The organism is Pseudomonas izuensis (assembly GCF_002356535.2).
Taxonomy (GTDB): domain Bacteria; phylum Pseudomonadota; class Gammaproteobacteria; order Pseudomonadales; family Pseudomonadaceae; genus Aquipseudomonas; species Aquipseudomonas izuensis.
This window is the reverse complement of record NZ_AP017423.2, coordinates 22,699-44,424: the sequence shown is the minus strand read 5'-3', so window position 1 is coordinate 44,424 and position 21,726 is coordinate 22,699. Positions and strand designations below refer to the sequence as shown.

The window sequence follows — 21,726 nt, the reverse complement described above, 5'->3', positions numbered from 1 at the left end:
TCCGGGAAAATGCTTTTCCCGATGACTCGCCAGCGACCGTATATCGAGAAAAATTGCCCGGCTTTTGCCGGGAATCCTTCCCGTACGCTGCGGGATTTTCCTGAAATTCCCCTCGAATCCGACTGATCAAAAAACACTCAATCTACGCTGTGATGGCCGGTTCACGGCACTTATACCCGGCGAAATGTCATATTCGAACCGTTTGCGACGTCGGTTTTAGTTAAAAAACCTCATGCCGATTCGGCATAGGGTAGGCGTTTACGGCATTAGACGTCGCTTCCTTGCATCGGAATAGTTGCGCCTTTTTTCGCCTGCCAGAGAGCTATCAACAAACGCTCCGGGGCTCCTTATACGGGGGCAGATGCACACGACTTTTGCGCCACAAGCGCTCCAGTTCGCGCATCTGCCCGAGTCAAACTGAAGTAAGGGTAAAGATATGAAGAAGGCAAAGCTTAGCCTCGCCTGGCAGATCCTCATCGGTCTGGTATTGGGGATTGCAATTGGTGCGCTGCTCAACCATTTCAGTGCCGAGAAAGCCTGGTGGATCAGCAATATCCTGCAACCAGCAGGCGATATCTTTATCCGTCTGATCAAGATGATCGTGATCCCGATCGTGATTTCCTCGCTGGTTGTCGGTATTGCCGGCGTGGGCGATGCGAAGAAGCTCGGTAGCATCGGCCTGAAAACCATCGTCTATTTTGAAATCGTCACCACCATCGCCATCGTCGTCGGCCTGCTGTTGGCCAACCTGTTCCATCCGGGTGCCGGCATCGACATGAGCACCCTGGGTACCGTGGACATCTCCAAGTACCAGGCAACGGCGGCCGAAGTTCAGCATGAACACGCGTTCATCGAAACCATCCTCAACCTGATCCCGTCCAACATCTTCGCGGCCATGGCCCGCGGCGAAATGCTGCCGATCATCTTCTTCTCCGTGCTGTTCGGTCTCGGTCTGTCGAGCCTCAAGCCCGAGTTGCGCGATCCGCTGGTGACGATGTTCCAGGGCGTATCGGAAAGCATGTTCAAGGTCACTCACATGATCATGAACTACGCCCCGATCGGCGTATTCGCACTGATCGCGGTGACCGTGGCCAACTTCGGCTTCGCCTCGCTGCTACCGCTGGCGAAACTGGTGATCCTGGTTTACTTCGCCATTGCCTTCTTCGCATTCGTGGTACTGGGCCTGATCGCCCGCCTGTTCGGCTTCTCGGTGATCAAGCTGATGCGCATCTTCAAGGATGAGCTGGTGCTGGCCTACTCCACCGCCTCCTCCGAAACCGTGTTGCCACGCGTGATCGAGAAGATGGAAGCCTACGGTGCGCCGAAAGCCATTTGCAGCTTCGTGGTGCCGACCGGTTACTCGTTCAACCTCGACGGTTCGACCCTGTACCAAAGCATCGCGGCCATCTTTATCGCCCAGCTGTACGGCATCGACCTGTCGATCAGCCAGCAACTGCTGCTGGTCCTGACCCTGATGGTCACCTCCAAAGGCATCGCCGGTGTGCCTGGCGTGTCCTTCGTGGTACTGCTGGCCACCCTGGGTAGCGTCGGTATTCCGCTGGAAGGCCTGGCGTTCATCGCCGGTGTCGACCGCGTCATGGATATGGCCCGTACCGCACTGAACGTGATCGGCAACGCCCTGGCCGTGCTGGTCGTATCCCGCTGGGAAGGCATGTACGACGAGGCCAAGGGTCAGCGCTACTGGAACTCCCTGCCGCACTGGCGCAGCAAAGAGAAGCTGCCGGCGGGCGAGACCTCCAGCAACTAACGCAATACCCCATGTGGGAGCGAGCCTGCTCGCGAAGAGGCCGGCACATTCAACATATTCGTCGAATGACACACCGCTTTCGCGAGCAGGCTCGCTCCCACAATGATCTGCATGTATTCAACAAACCAAACCCCGGAGAAATCCGGGGTTTGTCGTTTCTGGCCACCCCGCTATCATTCGCCCATCTTTTGGGGGATTTGACTGATGCTTAATGGCCTGTGGCTTGGCTTCTTCATCGTGGCCGCCGTGTCGGCGCTGGCGCAATGGCTGATCGGTGGCAACGCCGGGATCTTCGCAGCGATGGTGGAAAGCATTTTCGCCATGGCCAAGTTGTCGGTCGAAGTCATGGTCCTGCTGTTCGGCACCCTCACCCTCTGGCTGGGCTTTCTGCGGATCGCCGAGAAAGCCGGGATCGTCGAGTGGCTGGCAAAAGCGCTTGGGCCGTTGTTTCTTCGGTTGATGCCGGAAGTGCCGCCCGGCCACCCGGCCATCGGCCTGATCACCCTGAACTTCGCCGCCAATGGCCTGGGCCTGGACAACGCCGCCACGCCCATCGGCCTGAAGGCCATGAAAGCCCTGCAGGAACTCAACCCCAGCGACACCATCGCCAGTAACGCGCAGATCCTGTTCCTGGTGCTCAACGCTTCATCCCTGACCCTGCTGCCGGTCACAATCTTCATGTACCGCGCCCAACAAGGCGCGCCCGACCCGACCCTGGTGTTCCTGCCAATCCTGCTGGCCACCAGCTGTTCGACCATCGTGGGCTTCCTGTCGGTAGCCGTCATGCAACGCCTGCGCGTCTGGGACCCGGTGGTACTGGCCTATTTGATTCCCGGTGCCCTCGCCCTCGGTGGTTTCATGGCGCTGCTGGCAACGCTCTCGGCCAGCGCGCTGGCCGGTTTGTCGTCGATTCTCGGCAACTTGACGCTATTTGGCTTGATCATGCTGTTTCTGGTGATTGGTGCACTGCGCAAGGTGAAGGTTTACGAGGCATTCGTCGAAGGTGCCAAGGAAGGTTTCGACGTGGCGAAGAACCTGCTGCCGTATTTGGTGGCGATGCTTTGTGCCGTCGGCGTACTGCGAGCCTCCGGGGCACTGGACTTCGGCCTGGACGGGATTCGTCACCTGGTGGAATGGGCCGGTTGGGATACACGCTTTGTCGATGCGCTGCCGACCGCGATGGTCAAGCCTTTCTCAGGCAGCGCCGCCCGGGCGATGCTGATCGAAACCATGAAAACGTCCGGCGTGGACAGCTTTCCGGCGCTGGTGGCGGCGACGATTCAGGGCAGTACCGAAACCACGTTCTATGTACTGGCGGTGTATTTCGGCGCAGTGGGCATCCAGCGCGCACGGCATGCGGTGGGGTGTGCGTTGCTGGCGGAACTGGCGGGTGTGTTGGGCGCTATTGGCGTCTGCTACTGGTTCTTCGGCTAACCACAAATCCCCTGTGGGAGCGAGCCTGCTCGCGAAGGCGTAGTGTCAGGCAACATCAATGCTGAATGACGCGCCGCTTTCGCGAGCAGGCTCGCTCCCACAATGGTCCTGCGCTGATCTTATGGCCTTGGTGCCGGCGCGAGTTTCTGCCCTTGTTCCACCGCCCAGGCCACCACCTGCGCCGTCAGTTGATCATTGGCCTGGCCAAACCCGGCGACCACCGCCGGCACCTTCACGTCGCTCAATGGCTGGCGCACTTCAAAGCGTTTACTGGCGAGGATGCGCTGGTCATAGCCACGCACCAGCAACGCATCCAGGCGCACCACCACGCCAGCGCTGGTGCCCTGGTATTCGGTCTGAAACGCCTGCAAGCTGCCGCCCAGCTCCAGGTCTGCCTGGAAGTTGCTGTCGTCGGTGCTGAGCAACGTCACCCGGCCATCGCGCTGGAAACCATCCAGCAGACGATTACGCAGCAGGACGGGTGCCGGGTCACTCCAACGCGAGCCCTTGTAGCTGCTGATCACGTCGCCCTGGGAGATGACAGCAATGTTCGGGTTGTTCAACGCCTCACTGGCCTGGGGTTTGTTCAAGCGCAACGACCAGCGCTGCGACGCGCCATGATTGGCGGGCATGGCGCTCTGCGCCGAGGGCAATCGATACAGGGTGAACGGCTCGGGCTCGGGCAGGATAGAGCAGGCGCCGAGCAGCGTGAAGCTGGCGAGGAGGGCAAGCCGGGTCAGCTTCATGGGGTGAATTCCTTGTGCTTGTCGCTACCCAGCAGATAACCGCTGGGGTCGGCCTCCAGGCGTCGTGTGATGGTCCGCAGTGAGGTCAGGGTTTCACGTAGCTCGCGCACCGCAGGCGCCAGGCCATTAAGGCCCTGCATGCCACTGTTGAGCGAGTCCTGGTTGGCTGTGATCAGCTTGTTGATTGTCGCGCTGCTCTGTTCCAGCGACTTCATGGCTTGCTCGGCACTGCCGATCATTTCCTTGCCGTGGTCGTTGAGCAGCCCGTTGGCATTACGCATCAACGCCGTCGTCTGTTCTAGCATGCCGCCGGCCTGCTTGCCGATCGAGCCCAGTTGCTGCATGGCCTGGCGAATATCTTCGCGCTGGTCGGCGATGGTGCCCGTGGTGACGTCCAGATGTTCAAGGATCTTGCTGATATGTTCGATGTTCTGCTCGGAAAACATCTGGTTCGCGTTCTGCATCAGCGAGTTGACCCCGGACAACAAATCATTGCTGTCGTTGATCAAACGAGCGATGGGCGAGGGCATGGCAACGATCACCGGCAGCTTGCCGTCCTTACCCTTGAGCGCCGGGCTCTGCGGTGTGCCGCCACTGAGCTGGATGATCGACGTGCCGGTGACGCCGGTCAGCGCCAGTTTGGCCTGGGTATCCTCCTTGACCGGTGTATCGCCGGCTAGGCGAATCCGCGCCAGCACCCGACGCGGATCTTCCGGGTCCAGACGCAGCAACACTACATCGCCAACCTTGATCCCGCTGTATTGCACGGAGCTGCCGTTGGACAGGCCGCTGACCGCTTCGTTGAACACTACTTCGTAATCCTTGAACTCGGTGTCGACACTGGACTTGGCCAGCCACAGGCCGAAGAGCAGGGCACCTGCCACCACAATAACGGTGAACAGGCCAATCAACACATGATGGGCTCGGGTTTCCACGTCAGACCTCGTTGAGCTGTTGGGCGGCTGTCAGCGCCGCGCGGCCGCGAGGGCCATGGAAGTATTCGTGAATCCACGCGTCATCGGTTTCCGAGACGATATCGATGGCATCGGCCACCAGCACTTTCTTCTGCGCCAACACCGCCACCCGATCCGTAATGGTGTAGAGGGTGTCGAGGTCGTGGGTCACCAGGAAAACGCTCAGGCCCAGGGCATCGCGCAGGGTCAGAATCAGTTGATCGAAGGCGGCGGCACCGATCGGATCGAGGCCGGCGGTGGGTTCGTCGAGGAACAGGATGTCCGGGTCCAGCGCCAAGGCCCGTGCCAGTGCGGCTCGCTTGATCATGCCGCCGGACAGGGATGCGGGGTATTTGTCCGCCGCGGACAGTGGCAAACCGGCCAGGGCCATTTTCACCGCCGCCAGATGCTCGGCGTCGTCACGACTCAAACCGGCGTGTTCGATAAGGGGCAGGGCGACGTTCTCGGTCACGGTCAACGAAGAGAACAGGGCGCCTTTTTGAAACAGCACGCCGAAGCGCCGTTCCACCAACGAGCGTTCGCGCTCGGACAAGCTCGGCAGGTTTTTACCGAAGACCTTCACCATGCCTTCGCTGGGCTGGCGCAGGCCGACAATACTGCGCAACAGCACCGACTTGCCGCTACCGGAGCCTCCAACCACCGCGAGGATTTCGCCCTTGTACAAATCCAGATCGAGGTTCTCGTGCACACTCTGCCGGCCAAAGCGATTGCATAGCCCGCGGACTTCGATCACCGCGTCGGCGGGCACTCGGGGCATACGGCTCACCAGCTGATCTCCATGAAAAACAACGCGGCCACAGCGTCGAGCACGATCACCACGAAAATCGATTGCACCACAGCGGAGGTAGTGTGCGCGCCGACGGACTCGGCGCTGCCACTGACCTTGAAGCCTTCAAGGCAACCGATGGCAGCGATCAGGAAGGCAAACACCGGCGCTTTGATGATCCCCACCAGAAAGTGCTGAACACCGATGTTCGATTGCAGCAACGACAGGAACATCGCCGGGGAAATATCCAGCGACACCGCACAGACCAAGGCACCACCGACAATCCCCGACACCATCGCCAGAAACGTCAGCATCGGTAACGCGACCAACAGGGCCAGGACCCGGGGCACCACCAACAGCTCCATGGGATCGAGACCCAGGGTACGGATAGCGTCGATTTCTTCGTTGGCTTTCATCGAACCGATCTGCGCGGTGAAGGCACTGGCGGTTCGTCCGGCCATCAGGATCGCCGTCAGCAACACCGCGAACTCACGCAGGAAGGAGAATGCCACCAGATGCACGGTAAACACCGTGGCACCAAAGTTGGCCAATACCGTCGCTCCTAGAAAGGCCACAACGGCGCCCACCAGAAATGTCAGCAGGGCGACGATGGGCGCCGCGTCGAGGCCGGTCTGTTCGATGTGCGCAACCATCGGCGTGACCCGCCAGCATTTCGGACGAAACAGACCGCGGACAATGGTTTCCAGAATCAGGCCGACGAAACCCAGCAGTTGCAGGGTGTCCTGCCAGACCACTTCCACAGCGCGGCCGATGCGAGTCAGCAATTGAATGCCGACGCTGATTTCCGGTTCCTTGATGGGTACGCAGAAGTCCGTCAGGGAGCGATAGATCGTTTGCAACAGTGCGCGGTCGGCGGAAGAGAGCGTGCAGTCGGGGTGTTCGGCGGAACGGCTCAGGCGCTCGGAACCCAGCAGCTCGACCAACAGCGATGCACCTGCGGTATCCAGGGCGCCGAGGCCGTTGAGGTCGATGCGGGTGCTGTCGTCGTACTGGCCTTCGAGCTTTTCGCTCAGGCGCTTGAGGTCGGCGTAATGGGCGAGCGTCCAGTCCCCCGTCACCCGTATCTGAGGCGGGGTGTGCGAGGTGTCCAGTCGGGCATTGCCGGCCACTGTATTGCTGGTCATAAACTCCGTGCTTTCTCGGCTATTTACGCAGACCTACGTAATAGCACGAACCGCCTTACTTTTCTTTGATCGGTGTGCTGTCGGTGATGGTGAAACGCAACACGCCGATCAACTGCCCGTCTTCGGTCAGCACCCTGACTTGCCATTCGCCCGCCGGGTTGCCGGGGAAGTTCTGTTTGTGAGTCCAGGCGCGATAGCCTTCCTTGCGCCCGCCATGGATATCCAGCGCGATGCGATCGACCTCTTTGCCGTTGAACTGCCAGACGTGATAAATCCGCTCGTCGAGGCCGCGCGGGGCGTTGATGGCGGTATAGGCATACAACCCGTCTCCACGGATCTGTTCGGCACTGACTTCTTCCAGGCTCTTGCCGGGCGTACGGTCCTGCATTTGCGTGCTGATGGCCACGTCAGTCATCCACAGTGTCGCCGGCGGTACCCACGAGCGCAGCACCCAACCCACGCCGCCGATACCGAGGGTGATACTCAGGATCGCCAATGCGTTGCGTACCGTGCGGATCGGGAAAATCGACGCCAGGCTCGGGAATGACAGCACCACGGCGATGCCCAGCGCCCATTTGAAACTTTGCGAAGTGGTGAGGTGCATGATCACCGGTAACGCGGTGAGCAGGGCGGCGAACAGCGTCAGCGTATGCAACGCCAGGAACGCCCAGCGCCGCGGCGCCAACCACTTGTAGTAGAGCGGATCAATGATGGAAATCAGCGCCGCGATGCCCAATAGCCCGGTGAAAAACAGTTGGCCGCTGTTCCAGGTGGTGGTGATGAAAAAGAACGGCAGGACGAAGAACAGGCTTTCCTGGTGGATCATCTGCGTCGCATAACGCAGCAGTGGTTGAGGAATTTCCCGCTTGAAGATCCGGGTGAACAGCCTGGTCAGGCTGTTTTCCAGCATCAGCCAGACCCAACTGATCAGCATGATGGTGGTGATCCAGCTTGCCAGCCCCTGCTGCCGATCCACCAGGATGAAACTGCCGACCCCGGAGATAAAACCACCGAGCGCAATGACCCCGGGGTAGCGCTTCATCAGTTCGAGGATGCGCTGTACGAAAAGGGTCAGGGTCGGCATTCGGAGGTTCACAATAGTCGTAGGAAAAAACCTCGACAGGGTAACGCTGGAGGGGCGGTATGGCGAGGGGCGGTGGTTAGCAACGCACATAACCTGTGGGAGCGAGCCTGCTCGCGAAGGCGGCTTAACAGTCGACATCAATGTTGGAAGGGCCGTCCTCTTCGCGAGCAGGCTCGCTCCCACAAGGACCGGTTATTCTCTGCGATGAAAACGCCAGGCCGCCAAGCTCAATACCAACAACCCCAACACCCCGGCAATCGCCCACAGCACCTGATCATCACTCAGCAAAGGCTTTTCGATCCGCACATACCCCGGTTGCAGGAGCAGTTCGCGCATCGCCTTGTTCGCTTCCGCCAGGGTCACCCCTTGCAGTTCCCGGGCCGGGTCGGCGAAGCGGCCATCCTCGTAGTCCCCGATGGCGCTCCAGTAGTAATCGGCCAGCGCGCTGTTGCCTTGCACCGCCCAGGCCTGGCGGGCGATGGCGGCTTGTTTGAGGCGGTTGAAGGTCTCGGCATTCAGGCCGTCCTTGAGCAAGCCGGCCTTCAACTCATCCAGTACCTTTAGCGCCTCGTCGACGTCGTCGCGCTCCAGATCGGCATTCAGGCTCATGAAGCCCACACCACCGAACACTTCACGCTCGGCCCATGGTCCGTAAGACAAGCCGTGCGCCAGGCGCAACTGGCGATACAGCGCCCAATCCAGATAGTCCTTGAGCAAATCGAAGGTTTCGTCGTGCTGATCTTCCAGCACCGGTTCCGGTACCAGCCAGTGCAGCTTGGCCCCACCGCCGACAAAGCCACGAGTCAAGTTGCGCTCATGGGCGGCACTGGCCTGGATTTGTGGCAGTGCCGGATGGCCCGTCGGCTCGATCGGCTTCAGCGCGCCGTAGGTTCGATCCAGATAGGCCGGTAGCAAGCGGTCAAGATCACCGACCACGATCAGTGTCATGTTGTTGGGCGCGTACCAATCCTTGCGCAATTTCTCCAGTTGTTCGCGGGTCAGTTGATCGACTTCCGCGCGCTCGGGGCATTTGAGGCCCAGTTCGACGGCCAGTTGCTTACTGGCGGTATGCCCCAGATCCTGGCGATCCAGCCAGCGCTGCAAATGCGAGTAGTGGCCGCCGTCTTCGCGCTCGACCACTTGCTTGGCGGCGTTGATGGCGTTGTCATCGAAGCGGGTCTGGGTCAGCAACGCCAACAGCAGGTCGAGGACCTTGCGCTGGTTTTTGGCCGGGGCTTCGATCACGAAGGTGGTGTCGGCGTTACTGGTGAAGGCGTTCCATTCGCCCCCCAGCGCTTGCATGCGCTCCTCCAGACCGCCTTCGCCGCTGGCGTCGATGCCACTGAACAGCAAGTGTTCGAGCAGGTGTGGCAGTTCTTTCTCGGCGCAGCTGAAATCATCGATACCGACGCCCACCACCAGCCGAATCGCCACGTGCCCCCGTTCCGTGCCGGGCTTGAGCAGCAATTGCAAACCATTGCGCAGGGTGTAGCCCTCGACCTGGAAGCGATCCAGGGCAAATGATGGTATTGAGCCCAGCAACAGGCAGACGAACAACAGGCAACGCATAACGAGCTTCCATACAGCTGATTGGAGATCCGTGTCGCTTTCCAGGCAGCCATCGCGAGCAGGCTCGCTCCCACATTGGCCACTTATCAACTGTGGGAGCGAGCCTGCTCGCGATGATTTTGAACCCGAATCCATGTTACTGACTGACCACACTGCCAGACGTTCAAGGCGAATGCGTGGTGTCCGCCAAATCGTCGGCAGCCAGTGCCCCCGTGTCGGACGTTTCCAACACCACGTAAGCACTGCTGCAAAACAGCGAATTCAGACGCTTCATGTCGGCGATCAGTTCCAGGTGCAGCGAACTGGTCTCGATACTCTGCACAATCTTACGTTGCAAACGACTGACATGAGCGTGGGCCAGACGGCGCTCCTGTGCGCGAAAGCGACGTTTCTCACGCAATAACTGGCGGGCACTTTCCTTATCGGCGCTCAGAAACACCGACAACCCCAGGCGCAGGTTGGAAATCAGCTGAGCGTGCAGCCCCGCCAATTCTTCAAGGCCAACCTCGGAAAACGACCGTCGCTGCGCGGTTTTCTGCTGCTGGACCTTGCGCAACATGCGTTCGATCAGGTCGCTGGCCAATTTCAGGTTGATCGCCAGTTCGATGATTTCGGCCCAGCGCCGGCTGTCCTGATCGCTGAGGTCCTCCCGGGGCATTTGCGCCAGATAGAGTTTGATCGCGCTATAGAGCGATTCCACATCATCGGTCAGGCGACGCACTTCCTGGGTGACGGCGGTTTGCTTGCCACGTAACACATCGAGCATGGCTTCGAGCATGCTGTCGACCAGATCGCCCATGCGCAAGGTTTCCCGAGCCGCGTTAGCCAGCGCCAGGCTGGGGGTTACCAGCGCGCTCGGATCAAGGTGACGCGGTTTGGCCATGCCATTGACTTGCGCTCGCTCCGGGAGCACCCAGGCGCAGAACCTGGCCATCGGCTCGACGCTGGGCAACAGGATCAGACAGCGCGTGGTGTTGTAGAGCAGGTGGAAGCCGATGACCATTTCCTGAGGGCTGAAGTCGAGGCTGTCGATCCAGTGCACCAAGGGGCCGAGCACCGGAATGATCAGCAACAGGCCGATCAATTTGTATAACAGGCTACCCAGTGCCACCTGACGCCCGGCGGCGTTCTGCATGCTGGTGCTGAGGAACGCGAGCACACCGCTGCCGATATTGGCGCCGATGACCAGGCCGAGGGCCACCGGCAGGCCAATCACCTTGGCACCAGCCAGCGTCGCGGTGAGCAGCACCGCCGCCAGGCTGGAGTAGGAAATCATGGCGAACAGTGCCCCCATCAGGGCATCGAGCAGGATGTCGCCGGTCAGGGAGGCAAAGATCACCTTTACCCCTTTGGCATGGGTGATTGGCGCGGCGGCTTCGACGATCAGCTGCAGCGCCAGAATGATCAACCCCAGGCCGATTGCAACCCGGCCCAGCTGGCCCAATCGGGTCTGTTTGCGCGACAGGAAGAAAATCACCCCGATAAAGATCAGCAGCGGCGACAGCCAGGACAGGTCGAAGGTCAGCACCCGCGCCATCAGCGCCGTACCGACATCGGCCCCGAGCATGGTCGCCAGCGCCGGAGTCAGCGCCATCAGGCCCTGACCGACGAACGAGGTGACGAGCATGGCCGTGGCATTGCTGCTCTGCACCATGGCGGTGACCACGATCCCTGAGATAAAGGCCAGCCAGCGCTTGGACATGTTCCGGCCGATCACATGGCGCAGGTTGGAGCCGTAGACCCGCAGGATGCCGGTTCGGACGATGTGCGTGCCCCAGATCAGCAAGGCCACGGCTGAGAGCAAATTGAGCAGGGTGAGCATGACGGCCCCCTGTGATGGTATCGCCCCATAGGAGCAAGTTGACGGTACCGCGACGTTCTACGTTTTGTACTTAAGCTGTAGTTGGCTAACGGTCTGGGCGCCAGCATCGCATAGCTAAACAAGTGATTGAAATAAAACTGTCATGAAAACAGCTTCATGCAGGCATGAAAAAGGGGCCCGAAGGCCCCTTTCTCACATCCTGATTTACTGCCCCGGAATGTCCTTGCGCAGTTTCACCGGATCCTGCTGCTTTTTCTTTTTCGCAATCGCGGTACGCATCTTGATATTGATCGCTTCAACCGCCAGCGAGAACGCCATGGCAAAGTAGACGTAGCCTTTTGGCACATGCACGTCGAAGGATTCGGCAATCAGCACGGTACCGACGATCAGCAGGAACGCCAGTGCCAGCATTTTCAGCGACGGGTGCTTGTCGATGAACTCGCTGATGGTGCCGGAAGCCCACATCATCACCAGCACCGCCACGATGATCGCCGCAACCATGACCGGTACGTGGGACACCATGCCTACCGCGGTAATCACCGAGTCGAGGGAGAACACGATGTCGATGATCGCGATCTGGATGATGGTGTAGAGGAAGTTACCGCCCTTGCCACTCGGCTCGTCGTTGGTTTCGTCTTCACCTTCCAGCGCGTGGTACATCTCTTGCGAGCTCTTCCACAGCAGGAACAGACCACCAAAGAACAGGATCAGGTCACGCCCGGAAATACCCTGGCCGAACACTACGAACAGGTCGGCAGTCAGACGCATGACCCAGGTGATCGACAACAGCAACAGAATCCGCGTGACCATCGCCAGCGCCAGACCGAAGATCCGGGTGCGCGCCTGCATGTGCTTGGGCATGCGGCTGACCAGAATCGAAATCATGATGATGTTATCGATACCCAGGACGATTTCCAGGGCGGTCAGGGTGAAGAAGGCAACCCAGATTTCAGGGTTGGTCAGCCATTCCATGTGTATTCCTTTGAGCGAGTGTTAAACCACAAGGGGCCCGGACTTCAATCAGCGAAGCCTGGACCCCAGGTGGTGAGTCTTGGGCTTATAGAGTGCTGAACAGCGGAAAAATCCCCATCAGCAACGCGGCGACCAGTATGCACATGCACACCAGCACTGCCCACTTCAGGGTGAAACGCTGGTGATCACCAAAATCGATCCCGGCCAGGGCCACCAACAGGTAAGTCGAGGGTACCAGCGGGCTCAGCAAGTGGACGGGCTGACCGACGATCGAGGCACGTGCCATTTCCACGGCGGTTATACCGTAGTGACTGGCGGCTTCGGCAAGTACCGGTAACACGCCGTAATAAAATGCATCGTTCGACATGAAGAAGGTGAACGGCATGCTCACCAGCGCCGTGATCACGGCCAGGTACGGGCCGAGGAAATCCGGGATCACCGACAACAGGCTTTTCGACATGGCATCAACCATACCGGTGCCCGACAGGATACCGGTGAAGATACCAGCGGCAAAGATCAGCCCCACCACTGCCAGCACACTACCGGCGTGAGCTGCAACGCGATCCTTTTGTGCTTGCAGGCACGGATAGTTGACGATCATCGCGATACTGAACGCCACCATGAACAGCACTGGCAGCGGCAGCAGTCCGGCGACCAGGGTGCACATCAGCGCCAGGGTCAGGGCACCGTTAAACCAGATCAGGCTGGGACGACGGGCATCCGGGAACTGCGAAACGCTGATTTCGCTGTGGTCGATTTCATCACCGATCAGGTGCAACTCACCCAGACGTGCACGTTCACGTTTGCCGTAGAAATAAGCGATGGCCAGGATGGCCACGACGCCGGCAGCCATCGCCGGGATCATCGGAACGAAGATCGCCGACGGGTCCACGTGCAGCGCACTGGCCGCACGGGCGGTCGGGCCACCCCATGGGGTCATGTTCATCACGCCGCCGGCGAGGATGATCAGACCGGCCATGATTCGCGGGCTCATGCCAATGCGGCTGTAGAGCGGCAACATGGCGGCCACGCAGATCATGTAAGTGGTCGCGCCGTCACCATCGAGGGAAACGACGAGCGCCAGTACGGCGGTGCCGACCGAAACTTTCAGCGGGTCACCCTTGACCATCTTCAGGATCTTGCGCACGGCCGGATCGAACAGGCCGGAGTCGATCATCAGGGCGAAGTACAGAATGGCAAACATCAGCATCACGCCGGTCGGGGCGAGCTTGGTGATGCCTTCGAGCATCATCGGGCCGATTTTCGGGGCGAAGCCACCGAACAGGGCGAAGACGATCGGAATGATGATCAGGGCGATCAGCGCGGATAGGCGCTTGGTCATGATCAGGAACATGAAGGTGATGACCATGGCGAAGCCAAGGAAAGTCAGCATGGGAATACTCCAGGCGTGGCGCGGCTAGGGAATGAGCGGACCGGGTGTGATCAGCGCAAAACGGGAAGCACGAGGCGTACGGACGGAGTGACAGCGAAGCGGCGGGTAGTAAAGGACATCAGGATCACCATTGTTGTTGTTAAATGGACCTGGCGAGCAATCGAACACTCGCATTGGCCAACCGGTCTATTGCCGGCAGTGGGGGCGATCCTAATCGGGGAAGCTTTCAGCCAGCTTTCGGCAATGAAAGCGTTGACCGGAAGTACGACCGGTCGTCGGACGGGGGCAGGGAGGTAGACCGAGTCGAGTTCTTCGCGAGCAGGCTCGCTCCCACAGAGGCTTTGTGTCGTACGCAAAATCATTGTGGGAGCGAGCCTGCTCGCGAAGGCGTCCGTCAATACACATCAGGAGGAACTGCATGGCAAAAATTCATACAGGCGGCTGCCACTGCGGGCAGTTGCGCTATCAATTCAGCGGGCCATTACGCGATATCGCCCACTGCCACTGCTCGATTTGCCGACGGGTCAGCGGCGGCATCGTGACCACATGGATCACCGTGCCCGCGTCGGCTTTCCATTGGCTGACCGGGACACCGGCGCTGTACGACTCTTCATCAACGAGCGTGCGCTATTTCTGTGGTAACTGTGGGGCGCAACTGGCGCTGACCACACACCTCAGCCCCGAGAGCATCGACGTGACCATCGCAACCCTCGACCACCCCGAACTGGCTCCCGCCGAACGGCACATCTGGACCGACAGCCGCTTGCCGTGGCTGCACCTGGATGAGCATTTACCCGGCGAGCCGGAAGAAACCCTCTAGGTTTATAATGAATATGATCAAAAAATAGACAGATCAAGCGGGCGAATCGCACCCATCCAGATCGCGTGCTCGCTGTGGTCCAGCAAGTCGTCGCCGGTGTCCGGATGCAGAAACACCACGAGCCCCTTGCGGTTGAGCGCCAGCCACGGCAGCACGTCGCCGATCAACTCCGGCCCGAAGGCTAGCTGGCAACTCCAGTCCGGATGCGGACCGACCGGGCGCTCGTGCATGCGGCCCATCTTCAGCGCAAACAACTGCGCTGCCTGCTCGCACAAGGCGCGTGCTTGCTCGACGGTGCTGGCGTTGAAATAGACATGGGCGTGGTAACCCTTGATCGTTCGCATCTGAAAGCCTCTGAATCGGTTCGAACCCTCGGTGTTACCTAAAGGTCAGACGCCATATTGGTGAAAAACAGGGAGCGCAGCCATGAAGAATGCCGAAACCCCGGTAGTAAAAGTGGTGCTTTATGGTGCCATGAGTAGCCTGGGCAGTGCGCTGATGGTGGAAATGCTGCGGCGCCAACATGAAGTGATCGCCATTCTCGATGACCTGACGGCGCTCGCGGCGCGTCCGGGTTTGCGCACCAAGACCGGCGATTTGTTCGAGGCTGAACGGGTGAAGCAAAGCGTGGCCGGCAGTTCGGCGGTCATTTGTCTATTGGACGCACCGGGTTTGCCGTACAACAGTGAGCACGTGGAAAAGAACATCGTGCCGGGGCCGGTCGAGCAGGTATTGGCGGCGGATGCATTGATCGATGGCATGCAGGCGGCGGGCATTGCCCGGTTGTTTCTGGTGGGGGACTTCGACGTACTGGACGATCCCGACACTTTCGATCCACTGCAACGCCATGCTGCCGAGGAAATCCGCGAGGCCCTGCAAAGCAGCGCCTTGAAGTGGACACTGGTGAATGCTCCGCGCGGAGTGCCCGGATTGACCATCGAGCATTTCAGCCAGGTCGGCAGCACCCTGGAGCCCAGTCTGACCGAACCGCTGGAACGCCTGAGGCGCACGGCTACGGGAATTGCCGATGAATTGCATTTGAACCTGCACATCGGTGAGCACGTCAGTTTTGTCGCAACTGATGGTTAAACCGCAATAGATGGCAGCGCCAGACCATTGAGCGATTGCGCACTGTTGGCCTGCTCGGCCATCAACCAATCGACAAACTGCTGAATCAACGCCCCCCGCCGCTTGCGCTGCGGCAATACTACGTAATATCCCAGCCTGGACATCGCCGTTTCGGCAATCGGTCGGCACAACAATCCCTGCGCCAGCAAGTTATCCACAAGATGCCGCCAACCGATGGCCACGCCCTGACCACCAATCGCTGCCTGAATCAGCAGTGTGTAATTGTCGAAGCGTAACTGCCCGGGGGCGGGCGGCGAGGTAATCCCCAACGCGCGAAACACGCCACTCCAGTCAAACCAGTTGCTGCTGTGCTCACCGCGCAAGTGCAGCAGCGGAAACTCCAGCAATGCCTGAGCGGGCAAGGGCAGGGGACGCTCATTCAATAGTTGCGGGCTGCAGACCGGAAACACTTCTTCGCTGAACAACCAATGGCTTTCGCCTTGTTTGAAGCGACCATCGCCGAACAACACTGCCACATCGATATCGGTACGCAGCATGTTGTGGCTGCGCTCACTGGTTACCAGGCTGACATCCACCTGCGGATTGGCCGCGTGAAAGCGGTGCAGACGCGGCATCAACCAATACGCGGCAAAAGCAAAATCGGTGGCGACCTGCAGCACCTCATGTTGTTGCTGGGCGCTGATCGCGCTCAATCCGCCATCAATTTGCTGTAAACCGAGCTGAACCTGCTCAAAAAGAATAATCCCGGCCTCGGTCAATTCGATGCCGCGGTAGATGCGATCGAACAATCGGATTGCCAGCTGTTCCTCCAGGCGTTTGATTTGCTGGCTGATGGCCGGTTGCGTGGTGCCCAGCTCAACCGCCGCAGCGGTGAAGCTGCGTTGTCGCGCGGCCGCTTCGAAAGCGCGGAGCAGATCCAGGGACAGGTCACCGAGGGCGTCATACATAAGCTGTGCTTATCCTAGTCATTGTCACGCATGGGCTTTACCGCAAAGTGTGGGGGTTTCATTCTCGATCCCAGCACTTTCGCATAAACATCGACTATGGAATGCCGCGATCACATGAAGCGCAAGAACATTCTTTTCATCATGGCCGATCAAATGGCCGCGCCAATGTTGCCGTTCTACGGCCCTTCGCCCGTCAAGTTGCCGAACTTGAGCCGCCTTGCCGCCCAAGGCGTGGTGTTCGATTCTGCGTATTGCAACAGCCCCTTGTGCGCGCCGTCACGCTTTACTCTGGTCAGCGGTCAACTGCCGAGCAAGATCGGCGCCTACGACAACGCGGCGGATTTCCCGGCCGATGTACCCACCTATGCCCACTACCTGCGCCGTCTCGGCTACCGCACCGCGCTATCGGGCAAGATGCATTTCTGCGGCCCGGACCAATTGCACGGCTATGAAGAACGCCTGACCAGCGATATCTATCCCGCTGACTATGGTTGGGCGGTGAATTGGGATGAACCGGATGTCCGTCCGACCTGGTACCACAACATGTCGTCAGTGCTGCAAGCCGGGCCTTGTGTACGCACCAATCAGCTGGATTTCGACGAAGAAGTAGTGTTCAAGGCCCAGCAATATTTGTTCGATCACATTCGAGAGGAGGGCGACCAGCCGTTCTGCCTGACGGTCTCGATGACTCATCCTCACGACCCTTACACGATTCCCAAGGCCTTTTGGGATCTGTACGACGACGCCGACATCCCATTGCCTGCAACACCAGAGCAGCACGATCTCGATCCGCATTCCCGGCGTTTGCTCAAGGTCTATGACCTGTGGGACAAGCCACTGCCTGTGGATAAGATCCGCGACGCACGTCGCGCCTATTTCGGTGCTTGCAGCTATATCGATAGCAACGTCGGCAAACTCCTGCAAACGCTCGAAGATACCGGGCTGATCGATAACACCATCATCGTGTTCTCCGGCGACCACGGCGACATGCTGGGCGAGCGTGGCCTCTGGTACAAAATGCACTGGTATGAAATGGCCGCGCGGGTGCCCCTGTTGATAAGTGCGCCGGGGCAATTCGCTGCCGGACGGGTCAGCGCCTCGGTGTCCACCGCCGACCTGCTGCCCACCTTTGTGGAGCTGGCAGGCGGCACACTGGAACCGGGCTTGCCGCTGGATGGCCGCTCGCTGGTTGCGCATCTGCAAGGGCAGGGCGGTCACGACGAAGTGTTTGGTGAATACATGGCCGAAGGCACCATCGGCCCGCTGATGATGATTCGCCGTGGCAACTACAAATTCATCTACAGCGAAGATGATCCCTGCCTGCTCTTCGACGTGCACAATGATCCGCACGAATTGGAAGAACTCAGCCAATCACCGCAATATCTCCAGCTGTTCGACGACTTTCTCGCCGAAGCACGGGCAAAATGGGATATGCCGGCGATACACCAACAGGTGCTCGCGAGCCAGCGGCGCCGGCGCTTCGTCGCCGACGCCCTGACCATCGGCAAGCTCAAGAGCTGGGATCACCAGCCGCTGGTGGACGCCAGCCAGCAATACATGCGCAACCACATCGACCTTGATGATCTGGAGCGTAAAGCACGTTATCCACAACCCTGCCAAAACCAATAATGTTAAGGGGAAGTCCATGCAAAGGTTATCCACAGTACTGACGGTCGGGCTTCTGGCTCTGGGCAGCGCGTCGGCATACGCCGATCAAAGCTGCGAGACAGTGAAGATGGCCGACCCTGGCTGGAGCGACATCGCCGCGACCAACGCCATCACCGGCTTTCTGCTGGACGGCATGGGCTACAAGGCCAAGGTCGATACCCTCGCGGTGCCGATCACCTTTGGCGGGCTCAAGGATGGCCAGGTCGATGTGTTCCTGGGTAACTGGATGCCGGCGCAGCAGGGCTTCTACGACAAGTTCGTGGCCACGGGCGACGTCACTCAACTGGCAAAAAACCTCGACGGCACCGAATTCACCCTCGCCGTTCCAGACTACGTCTGGGACGCGGGTGTGCATAACTTTTCCGACCTGAACAAATACGCGGACAAATTCGACCGGAAGATCTACGGTATTGGCTCTGGCGCACCGGCCAACATTTCCCTGCAAGAGATCATCAAGAAAAACGATTTCGACATGGGCCAGTGGAAACTGGTCGAATCCAGTGAGCAGGCGATGCTCGCCGAAGTGTCCCGCGCAGTGAAGAAACAGAAATTCGTGACCTTCCTCGGCTGGACCCCACACCCGATGAACGTGCAGCTGAAAATGCATTACCTCAAGGGCGGCGAGCAATACTTCGGTGACACCGGTAGCGTTCACACCCTGACCCGCAAAGGTTATGCACAGGCCTGTCCGAACGTTGGCAAACTGCTGACCAACCTGAATTTCACTCAGGAGATGGAGAACAGCATCATGGCCGAGGTGGTGAACAAGAAAGTCAGCAATACCGACGCGGCCAAGGCGTGGATCAAGGCCAATCCGGCCGTGCTGGATAAATGGCTCGATGGCGTGAAAACCGTGGATGGCAAGGATGCGTTGCCGGCGGTGAAAGCCAAGCTCTGAACCTGTGGGAGCGAGCCTGCTCGCGAAGGGGCCATCAGATCCAAAATTTGCATCGACTGAAACTCCGCATTCGCGAGCAGGCTCGCTCCCACAATGTCTGGTGCTGATACCCTTGTGCAAAACCCAACCCGAGAGGCTTCATGGCCCTTCCCAGCCGCCATTCACTCTTCCCCTTCCTCACCTGGTTGCCCCGGCAAACCCGCGCCAGCGTCGGCCGTGACCTGATCGTCGGCCTCAGCGGCGCGATTCTCGCGTTGCCGCAATCCATTGCCTACGCCCTGATCGCCGGTCTCCCACCGGAATACGGCTTGTACGCGGCGATCATCCCGGTATTGATCGCTTGTCTGTGGGGTTCGTCGTGGCATTTGATCTGCGGTCCTACGGCGGCGATCTCCATTGTCCTGTACGCCAGCGTCAGTCCTCTGGCCGTTCCGGCGACACAGGACTACGTGACCTTGATCCTGTTACTGACATTACTGGCCGGGATATTCCAATGGTTATTGGGCCTGCTGCGCTTTGGGGCGCTGGTGAATTTCGTCTCGCATTCAGTGGTGCTCGGCTTTACCCTCGGTGCCGCGGTAGTCATTGCCATCGGCCAGTTGCCCAACCTGCTGGGGCTGGACTTGCCCAGCCAGGCCACTGCACTGGACAGCTTCATTCTGCTGTTCAGACACCTCGAGGAAATCGATAAGCCATCGCTCATGCTGGGGCTGGCGACCGTGGTGGTAGGCGTCATCCTGAAGCTGTGGTTGCCGCGTTGGCCGACACTGTTGATCACCCTCGTGCTGGGCGCGTTGCTGGTCTGGCTCTGGCCATCGATGTTCGGCCATGTGGAGCTGGTCAGCGCATTCACCGGAAAGTTGCCGCCCTTCAGCCCGCTGCCGCTGGACCTTGACCTGATCCTGCGTCTACTGCCGAGTGCCGTGGCAGTGGGCATGCTCGGGCTGGTCACCAGCCTGTCGATCGCCCGCTCGTTGTCGGCACGCTCGCAGCAATTGCTCGACGCCAATCAGGAAGTTCGCGCCCAGGGTTTATCCAACATCGTCGGTGCATTTTTTTCCGGATCGCTGTCTGCCGGTTCTTTCACCCGCTCGGGCCTGAGTTACGAAGCCGGAGCCTGCTCACCCTTGGCGGGTATTTTTTCGGCGCTGTGGGTGGCACTTTTCGCGATCTTCGGTGCAAATCTGATCGCGCACATTCCGATTCCGGCCATGGCCGGCAGCATTCTGCTGATCGCCTGGGGCCTGGTGGATCATCGTGGCATTCGCGCGCTGCTGCGGGTCAGTCGCGCCGAGTTCGTGGTCATGGCCCTCACTTGTGTCGCCACCCTATTGCTGGAACTGCAGACGGCAATCTATGCCGGGGTGCTGGCCTCCCTATTCTTTTACCTCAAGCGGACTTCGCAACCGCGGGTACAACATGTGCGCGACGGCGATGAAGACATTTTGCGGGTGGGCGGTTCGATCTTTTTCGGCGCGAGTCACTACCTGCAGGTACGCCTGCAACGGATGCACGGCGCGCGCGTGGTGATCGAGGCGCAGCAGATCAACTTCATCGATTATTCAGGGGTGGAAATGCTGCATCAGGAAGCACGGCGCCTGCTGCGGCAAGATCGCAGCCTGACCCTGCGCCGGGCGCGGCCGCAGGTGGTGGAAGAGTTGAGGAAACTCGAAGGGGCGGAGAAGTGCCCGATCCAATTCGAAGATTGAAACACTGAACCCTGTGGGAGCAAGGCTTGCCCGCGATGGCGTTCTTGAGATCGCCATCGCGGGCAAGCCTTGCTCCCACAGGGCGCGTTTTATACGGCCAGTTGTCGGCGCAGCTCGGCCAACACCGGCGCCGTGTCCGGACGCACTCCACGCCACAGGAAGAACGCTTCCGCCGCTTGTTCAGCGAGCATTCCCAAGCCGTCCATTGCCACTGCCGCGCCGTTTTCGCTGGCCCAGCGGCAGAACGAGGTCGGTTCCTTGCCATACATCATGTCGTAGCACACCGTTTTGCCCGGCTCGATCAGGCTGGCGGCGATCGGCGGCACATCGCCGGTCAGGCTCGCGGACGTGGCATTGATGATCAGGTCCACCGATTCCTGCAACCAGTCGTAACCGCTGGCCGATACCGGTCCCAGATCGCAGAACAGTTCCGCCAGCAACTCGGCCTTGTCCACGGTGCGGTTGGCGATGATCACCGACGCCGGTTGCTTGGCCAGCAAGGGCTCCAGCGCACCGCGTACCGCGCCGCCGGCACCGAGCAGCAGAATGCGTTTACCCTTGAGGCTGAACCCGGCGTTGACCGTCAGGTCCCGCACCAGGCCGGCGCCGTCGGTGTTGTCACCCAGCAGGCTGCCGTCGTCCATCTTGCTCAGGGTATTCACCGCACCGGCCCGTTGTGCACGGGCGGTCAGGTGATCCGCCAGGCGATAGGCTTCTTCCTTGAACGGGACCGTCACATTCGCTCCGCGACCTTCGAGGAAAAATGCCCGGGCGCAGCCGGAAAAATCGTCGAGAGGCGCCAGCAGGGTGCTGTAGTCGAGTTTCTGCGCGGTCTGCTCGGCGAACAGCCGATGAATCAGTGGCGACTTGCTGTGGCCAATCGGATTACCGAAAACGACATAACGGTCCATCAACATTCCTC

Annotated in this window: 19 protein-coding genes; 7 read left to right on the top strand and 12 right to left on the bottom strand. The window is 59.7% G+C overall.

From position 1 onward, the window contains the following. Window positions 1–436: 436 nt before the first annotated feature. Together gltP and LAB08_RS00195 are read left to right on the top strand one after the other, a co-directional pair. Complete coding sequence (gltP, locus tag LAB08_RS00200) at window positions 437–1,768, top strand: glutamate/aspartate:proton symporter GltP (protein WP_096514089.1); 1,332 nt, start codon at window positions 437–439, stop codon at window positions 1,766–1,768. Between the two features lie 204 nt (window positions 1,769–1,972). After that, complete coding sequence (locus LAB08_RS00195) at window positions 1,973–3,202, top strand: nucleoside recognition domain-containing protein (protein ID WP_096514091.1); 1,230 nt, start codon at window positions 1,973–1,975, stop codon at window positions 3,200–3,202. Window positions 3,203–3,321: 119 nt separating this feature from the next. On the opposite strand, the gene LAB08_RS00190 is transcribed toward LAB08_RS00195, so the two are convergent. The 9 genes from LAB08_RS00190 to LAB08_RS00150 all read right to left on the bottom strand — a co-directional run bounded on the left by LAB08_RS00190 (window position 3,322) and on the right by LAB08_RS00150 (window position 13,673). Continuing rightward, window positions 3,322–3,948 (bottom strand): ABC-type transport auxiliary lipoprotein family protein, encoded by a 627-nt coding sequence (locus LAB08_RS00190; protein ID WP_096514092.1) that lies wholly within the window; start codon window positions 3,946–3,948, stop codon window positions 3,322–3,324. After that, the gene (locus tag LAB08_RS00185; protein WP_096514093.1) at window positions 3,945–4,883 is read right to left on the bottom strand and encodes an MlaD family protein; all 939 of its coding nucleotides are present in this window, start codon (window positions 4,881–4,883) and stop codon (window positions 3,945–3,947) included. Before LAB08_RS00185 ends, LAB08_RS00190 begins: the two co-directional genes overlap by 4 nt. Window position 4,884: 1 nt before the next feature. Further along, entirely contained in the window at window positions 4,885–5,679 is a 795-nt protein-coding gene (locus LAB08_RS00180; RefSeq protein WP_172901696.1) for an ABC transporter ATP-binding protein, read from the bottom strand. A 5-nt stretch (window positions 5,680–5,684) separates the two neighbouring features. Then, on the bottom strand, window positions 5,685–6,833 hold the full coding sequence (locus tag LAB08_RS00175; protein ID WP_096514095.1) for an ABC transporter permease: 1,149 nt from the start codon (window positions 6,831–6,833) through the stop codon (window positions 5,685–5,687). 55 nt (window positions 6,834–6,888) lie between these two features. Continuing rightward, a complete protein-coding gene (locus LAB08_RS00170; RefSeq protein WP_096514096.1) occupies window positions 6,889–7,917 on the bottom strand; it encodes a DUF5924 family protein in 1,029 nt (342 codons plus the stop codon). A gap of 192 nt (window positions 7,918–8,109) precedes the next feature. Then, on the bottom strand, window positions 8,110–9,486 hold the full coding sequence (locus LAB08_RS00165; RefSeq protein WP_096514097.1) for a M16 family metallopeptidase: 1,377 nt from the start codon (window positions 9,484–9,486) through the stop codon (window positions 8,110–8,112). A gap of 163 nt (window positions 9,487–9,649) precedes the next feature. Further along, a complete protein-coding gene (locus tag LAB08_RS00160) occupies window positions 9,650–11,308 on the bottom strand; it encodes a Na/Pi cotransporter family protein (protein WP_096514098.1) in 1,659 nt (552 codons plus the stop codon). Window positions 11,309–11,512: 204 nt separating this feature from the next. Then, window positions 11,513–12,280, bottom strand: coding sequence for a TerC family protein (locus LAB08_RS00155; RefSeq protein WP_096514099.1), 768 nt, complete (start codon window positions 12,278–12,280; stop codon window positions 11,513–11,515). 85 nt (window positions 12,281–12,365) lie between these two features. After that, window positions 12,366–13,673 (bottom strand): CitMHS family transporter, encoded by a 1,308-nt coding sequence (locus LAB08_RS00150; RefSeq protein ID WP_096514100.1) that lies wholly within the window; start codon window positions 13,671–13,673, stop codon window positions 12,366–12,368. A 418-nt stretch (window positions 13,674–14,091) separates the two neighbouring features. Here LAB08_RS00150 and LAB08_RS00145 point away from each other — a divergent pair, with 418 nt between their 5' ends. Further along, the gene (locus LAB08_RS00145; RefSeq protein ID WP_096514101.1) at window positions 14,092–14,493 is read left to right on the top strand and encodes a GFA family protein; all 402 of its coding nucleotides are present in this window, start codon (window positions 14,092–14,094) and stop codon (window positions 14,491–14,493) included. Window positions 14,494–14,510: 17 nt separating this feature from the next. Here the strand turns inward: LAB08_RS00145 and LAB08_RS00140 are convergent, their stop codons facing one another. Next, window positions 14,511–14,837 (bottom strand): DOPA 4,5-dioxygenase family protein, encoded by a 327-nt coding sequence (locus tag LAB08_RS00140; RefSeq protein WP_096514102.1) that lies wholly within the window; start codon window positions 14,835–14,837, stop codon window positions 14,511–14,513. 82 nt (window positions 14,838–14,919) lie between these two features. On the opposite strand from LAB08_RS00140, the gene LAB08_RS00135 reads away from it, so the two are divergent. Then, window positions 14,920–15,582: an NAD(P)-dependent oxidoreductase gene (locus tag LAB08_RS00135; protein ID WP_096514103.1), complete on the top strand. Its 663-nt coding sequence runs from the start codon at window positions 14,920–14,922 to the stop codon at window positions 15,580–15,582. On the opposite strand, the gene LAB08_RS00130 is transcribed toward LAB08_RS00135, so the two are convergent. Further along, window positions 15,579–16,529 carry a choline sulfate utilization transcriptional regulator gene (locus tag LAB08_RS00130; RefSeq protein WP_096514104.1) on the bottom strand — a complete coding sequence of 317 codons (951 nt, stop codon included), beginning with the start codon at window positions 16,527–16,529 and terminating at the stop codon, window positions 15,579–15,581. The genes LAB08_RS00135 and LAB08_RS00130 overlap by 4 nt on opposite strands. A gap of 114 nt (window positions 16,530–16,643) precedes the next feature. Between LAB08_RS00130 and betC the strand changes: the two genes are divergently transcribed. From betC to LAB08_RS00115, 3 genes are all read left to right on the top strand, one after another. Next, on the top strand, window positions 16,644–18,158 hold the full coding sequence (gene betC, locus LAB08_RS00125; protein ID WP_096514105.1) for a choline-sulfatase: 1,515 nt from the start codon (window positions 16,644–16,646) through the stop codon (window positions 18,156–18,158). Window positions 18,159–18,174: 16 nt separating this feature from the next. After that, entirely contained in the window at window positions 18,175–19,095 is a 921-nt protein-coding gene (gene choX, locus LAB08_RS00120; RefSeq protein WP_096514106.1) for a choline ABC transporter substrate-binding protein, read from the top strand. 140 nt (window positions 19,096–19,235) lie between these two features. Continuing rightward, window positions 19,236–20,804, top strand: a complete 1,569-nt coding sequence (locus LAB08_RS00115; protein WP_096514107.1) for a SulP family inorganic anion transporter — start codon at window positions 19,236–19,238, stop codon at window positions 20,802–20,804. 89 nt (window positions 20,805–20,893) lie between these two features. Here the strand turns inward: LAB08_RS00115 and aroE are convergent, their stop codons facing one another. Continuing rightward, window positions 20,894–21,715, bottom strand: coding sequence for a shikimate dehydrogenase (aroE, locus tag LAB08_RS00110; protein ID WP_096515612.1), 822 nt, complete (start codon window positions 21,713–21,715; stop codon window positions 20,894–20,896). Window positions 21,716–21,726 lie beyond the last annotated feature (11 nt).

Bases quoted from the DNA above. Each gene is read 5' to 3' on its own strand.
- gltP (WP_096514089.1), top strand. From the start codon at position 437: ATGAAGAAGGCAAAGCTTAGCCTCGCCTGGCAGATCCTCATCGGTCTG.
- LAB08_RS00195 (WP_096514091.1), top strand. From the start codon at position 1,973: ATGCTTAATGGCCTGTGGCTTGGCTTCTTCATCGTGGCCGCCGTGTCG.
- LAB08_RS00190 (WP_096514092.1), bottom strand. From the start codon at position 3,948: ATGAAGCTGACCCGGCTTGCCCTCCTCGCCAGCTTCACGCTGCTCGGC.
- LAB08_RS00180 (WP_172901696.1), bottom strand. From the start codon at position 5,679: ATGCCCCGAGTGCCCGCCGACGCGGTGATCGAAGTCCGCGGGCTATGC.
- LAB08_RS00175 (WP_096514095.1), bottom strand. From the start codon at position 6,833: ATGACCAGCAATACAGTGGCCGGCAATGCCCGACTGGACACCTCGCAC.
- LAB08_RS00170 (WP_096514096.1), bottom strand. From the start codon at position 7,917: ATGCCGACCCTGACCCTTTTCGTACAGCGCATCCTCGAACTGATGAAG.
- LAB08_RS00165 (WP_096514097.1), bottom strand. From the start codon at position 9,486: ATGCGTTGCCTGTTGTTCGTCTGCCTGTTGCTGGGCTCAATACCATCA.
- LAB08_RS00160 (WP_096514098.1), bottom strand. From the start codon at position 11,308: ATGCTCACCCTGCTCAATTTGCTCTCAGCCGTGGCCTTGCTGATCTGG.
- LAB08_RS00155 (WP_096514099.1), bottom strand. From the start codon at position 12,280: ATGGAATGGCTGACCAACCCTGAAATCTGGGTTGCCTTCTTCACCCTG.
- LAB08_RS00150 (WP_096514100.1), bottom strand. From the start codon at position 13,673: ATGCTGACTTTCCTTGGCTTCGCCATGGTCATCACCTTCATGTTCCTG.
- LAB08_RS00145 (WP_096514101.1), top strand. From the start codon at position 14,092: ATGGCAAAAATTCATACAGGCGGCTGCCACTGCGGGCAGTTGCGCTAT.
- LAB08_RS00140 (WP_096514102.1), bottom strand. From the start codon at position 14,837: ATGCGAACGATCAAGGGTTACCACGCCCATGTCTATTTCAACGCCAGC.
- LAB08_RS00135 (WP_096514103.1), top strand. From the start codon at position 14,920: ATGAAGAATGCCGAAACCCCGGTAGTAAAAGTGGTGCTTTATGGTGCC.
- LAB08_RS00130 (WP_096514104.1), bottom strand. From the start codon at position 16,529: ATGTATGACGCCCTCGGTGACCTGTCCCTGGATCTGCTCCGCGCTTTC.
- betC (WP_096514105.1), top strand. From the start codon at position 16,644: ATGAAGCGCAAGAACATTCTTTTCATCATGGCCGATCAAATGGCCGCG.
- choX (WP_096514106.1), top strand. From the start codon at position 18,175: ATGCAAAGGTTATCCACAGTACTGACGGTCGGGCTTCTGGCTCTGGGC.
- LAB08_RS00115 (WP_096514107.1), top strand. From the start codon at position 19,236: ATGGCCCTTCCCAGCCGCCATTCACTCTTCCCCTTCCTCACCTGGTTG.
- aroE (WP_096515612.1), bottom strand. From the start codon at position 21,715: ATGGACCGTTATGTCGTTTTCGGTAATCCGATTGGCCACAGCAAGTCG.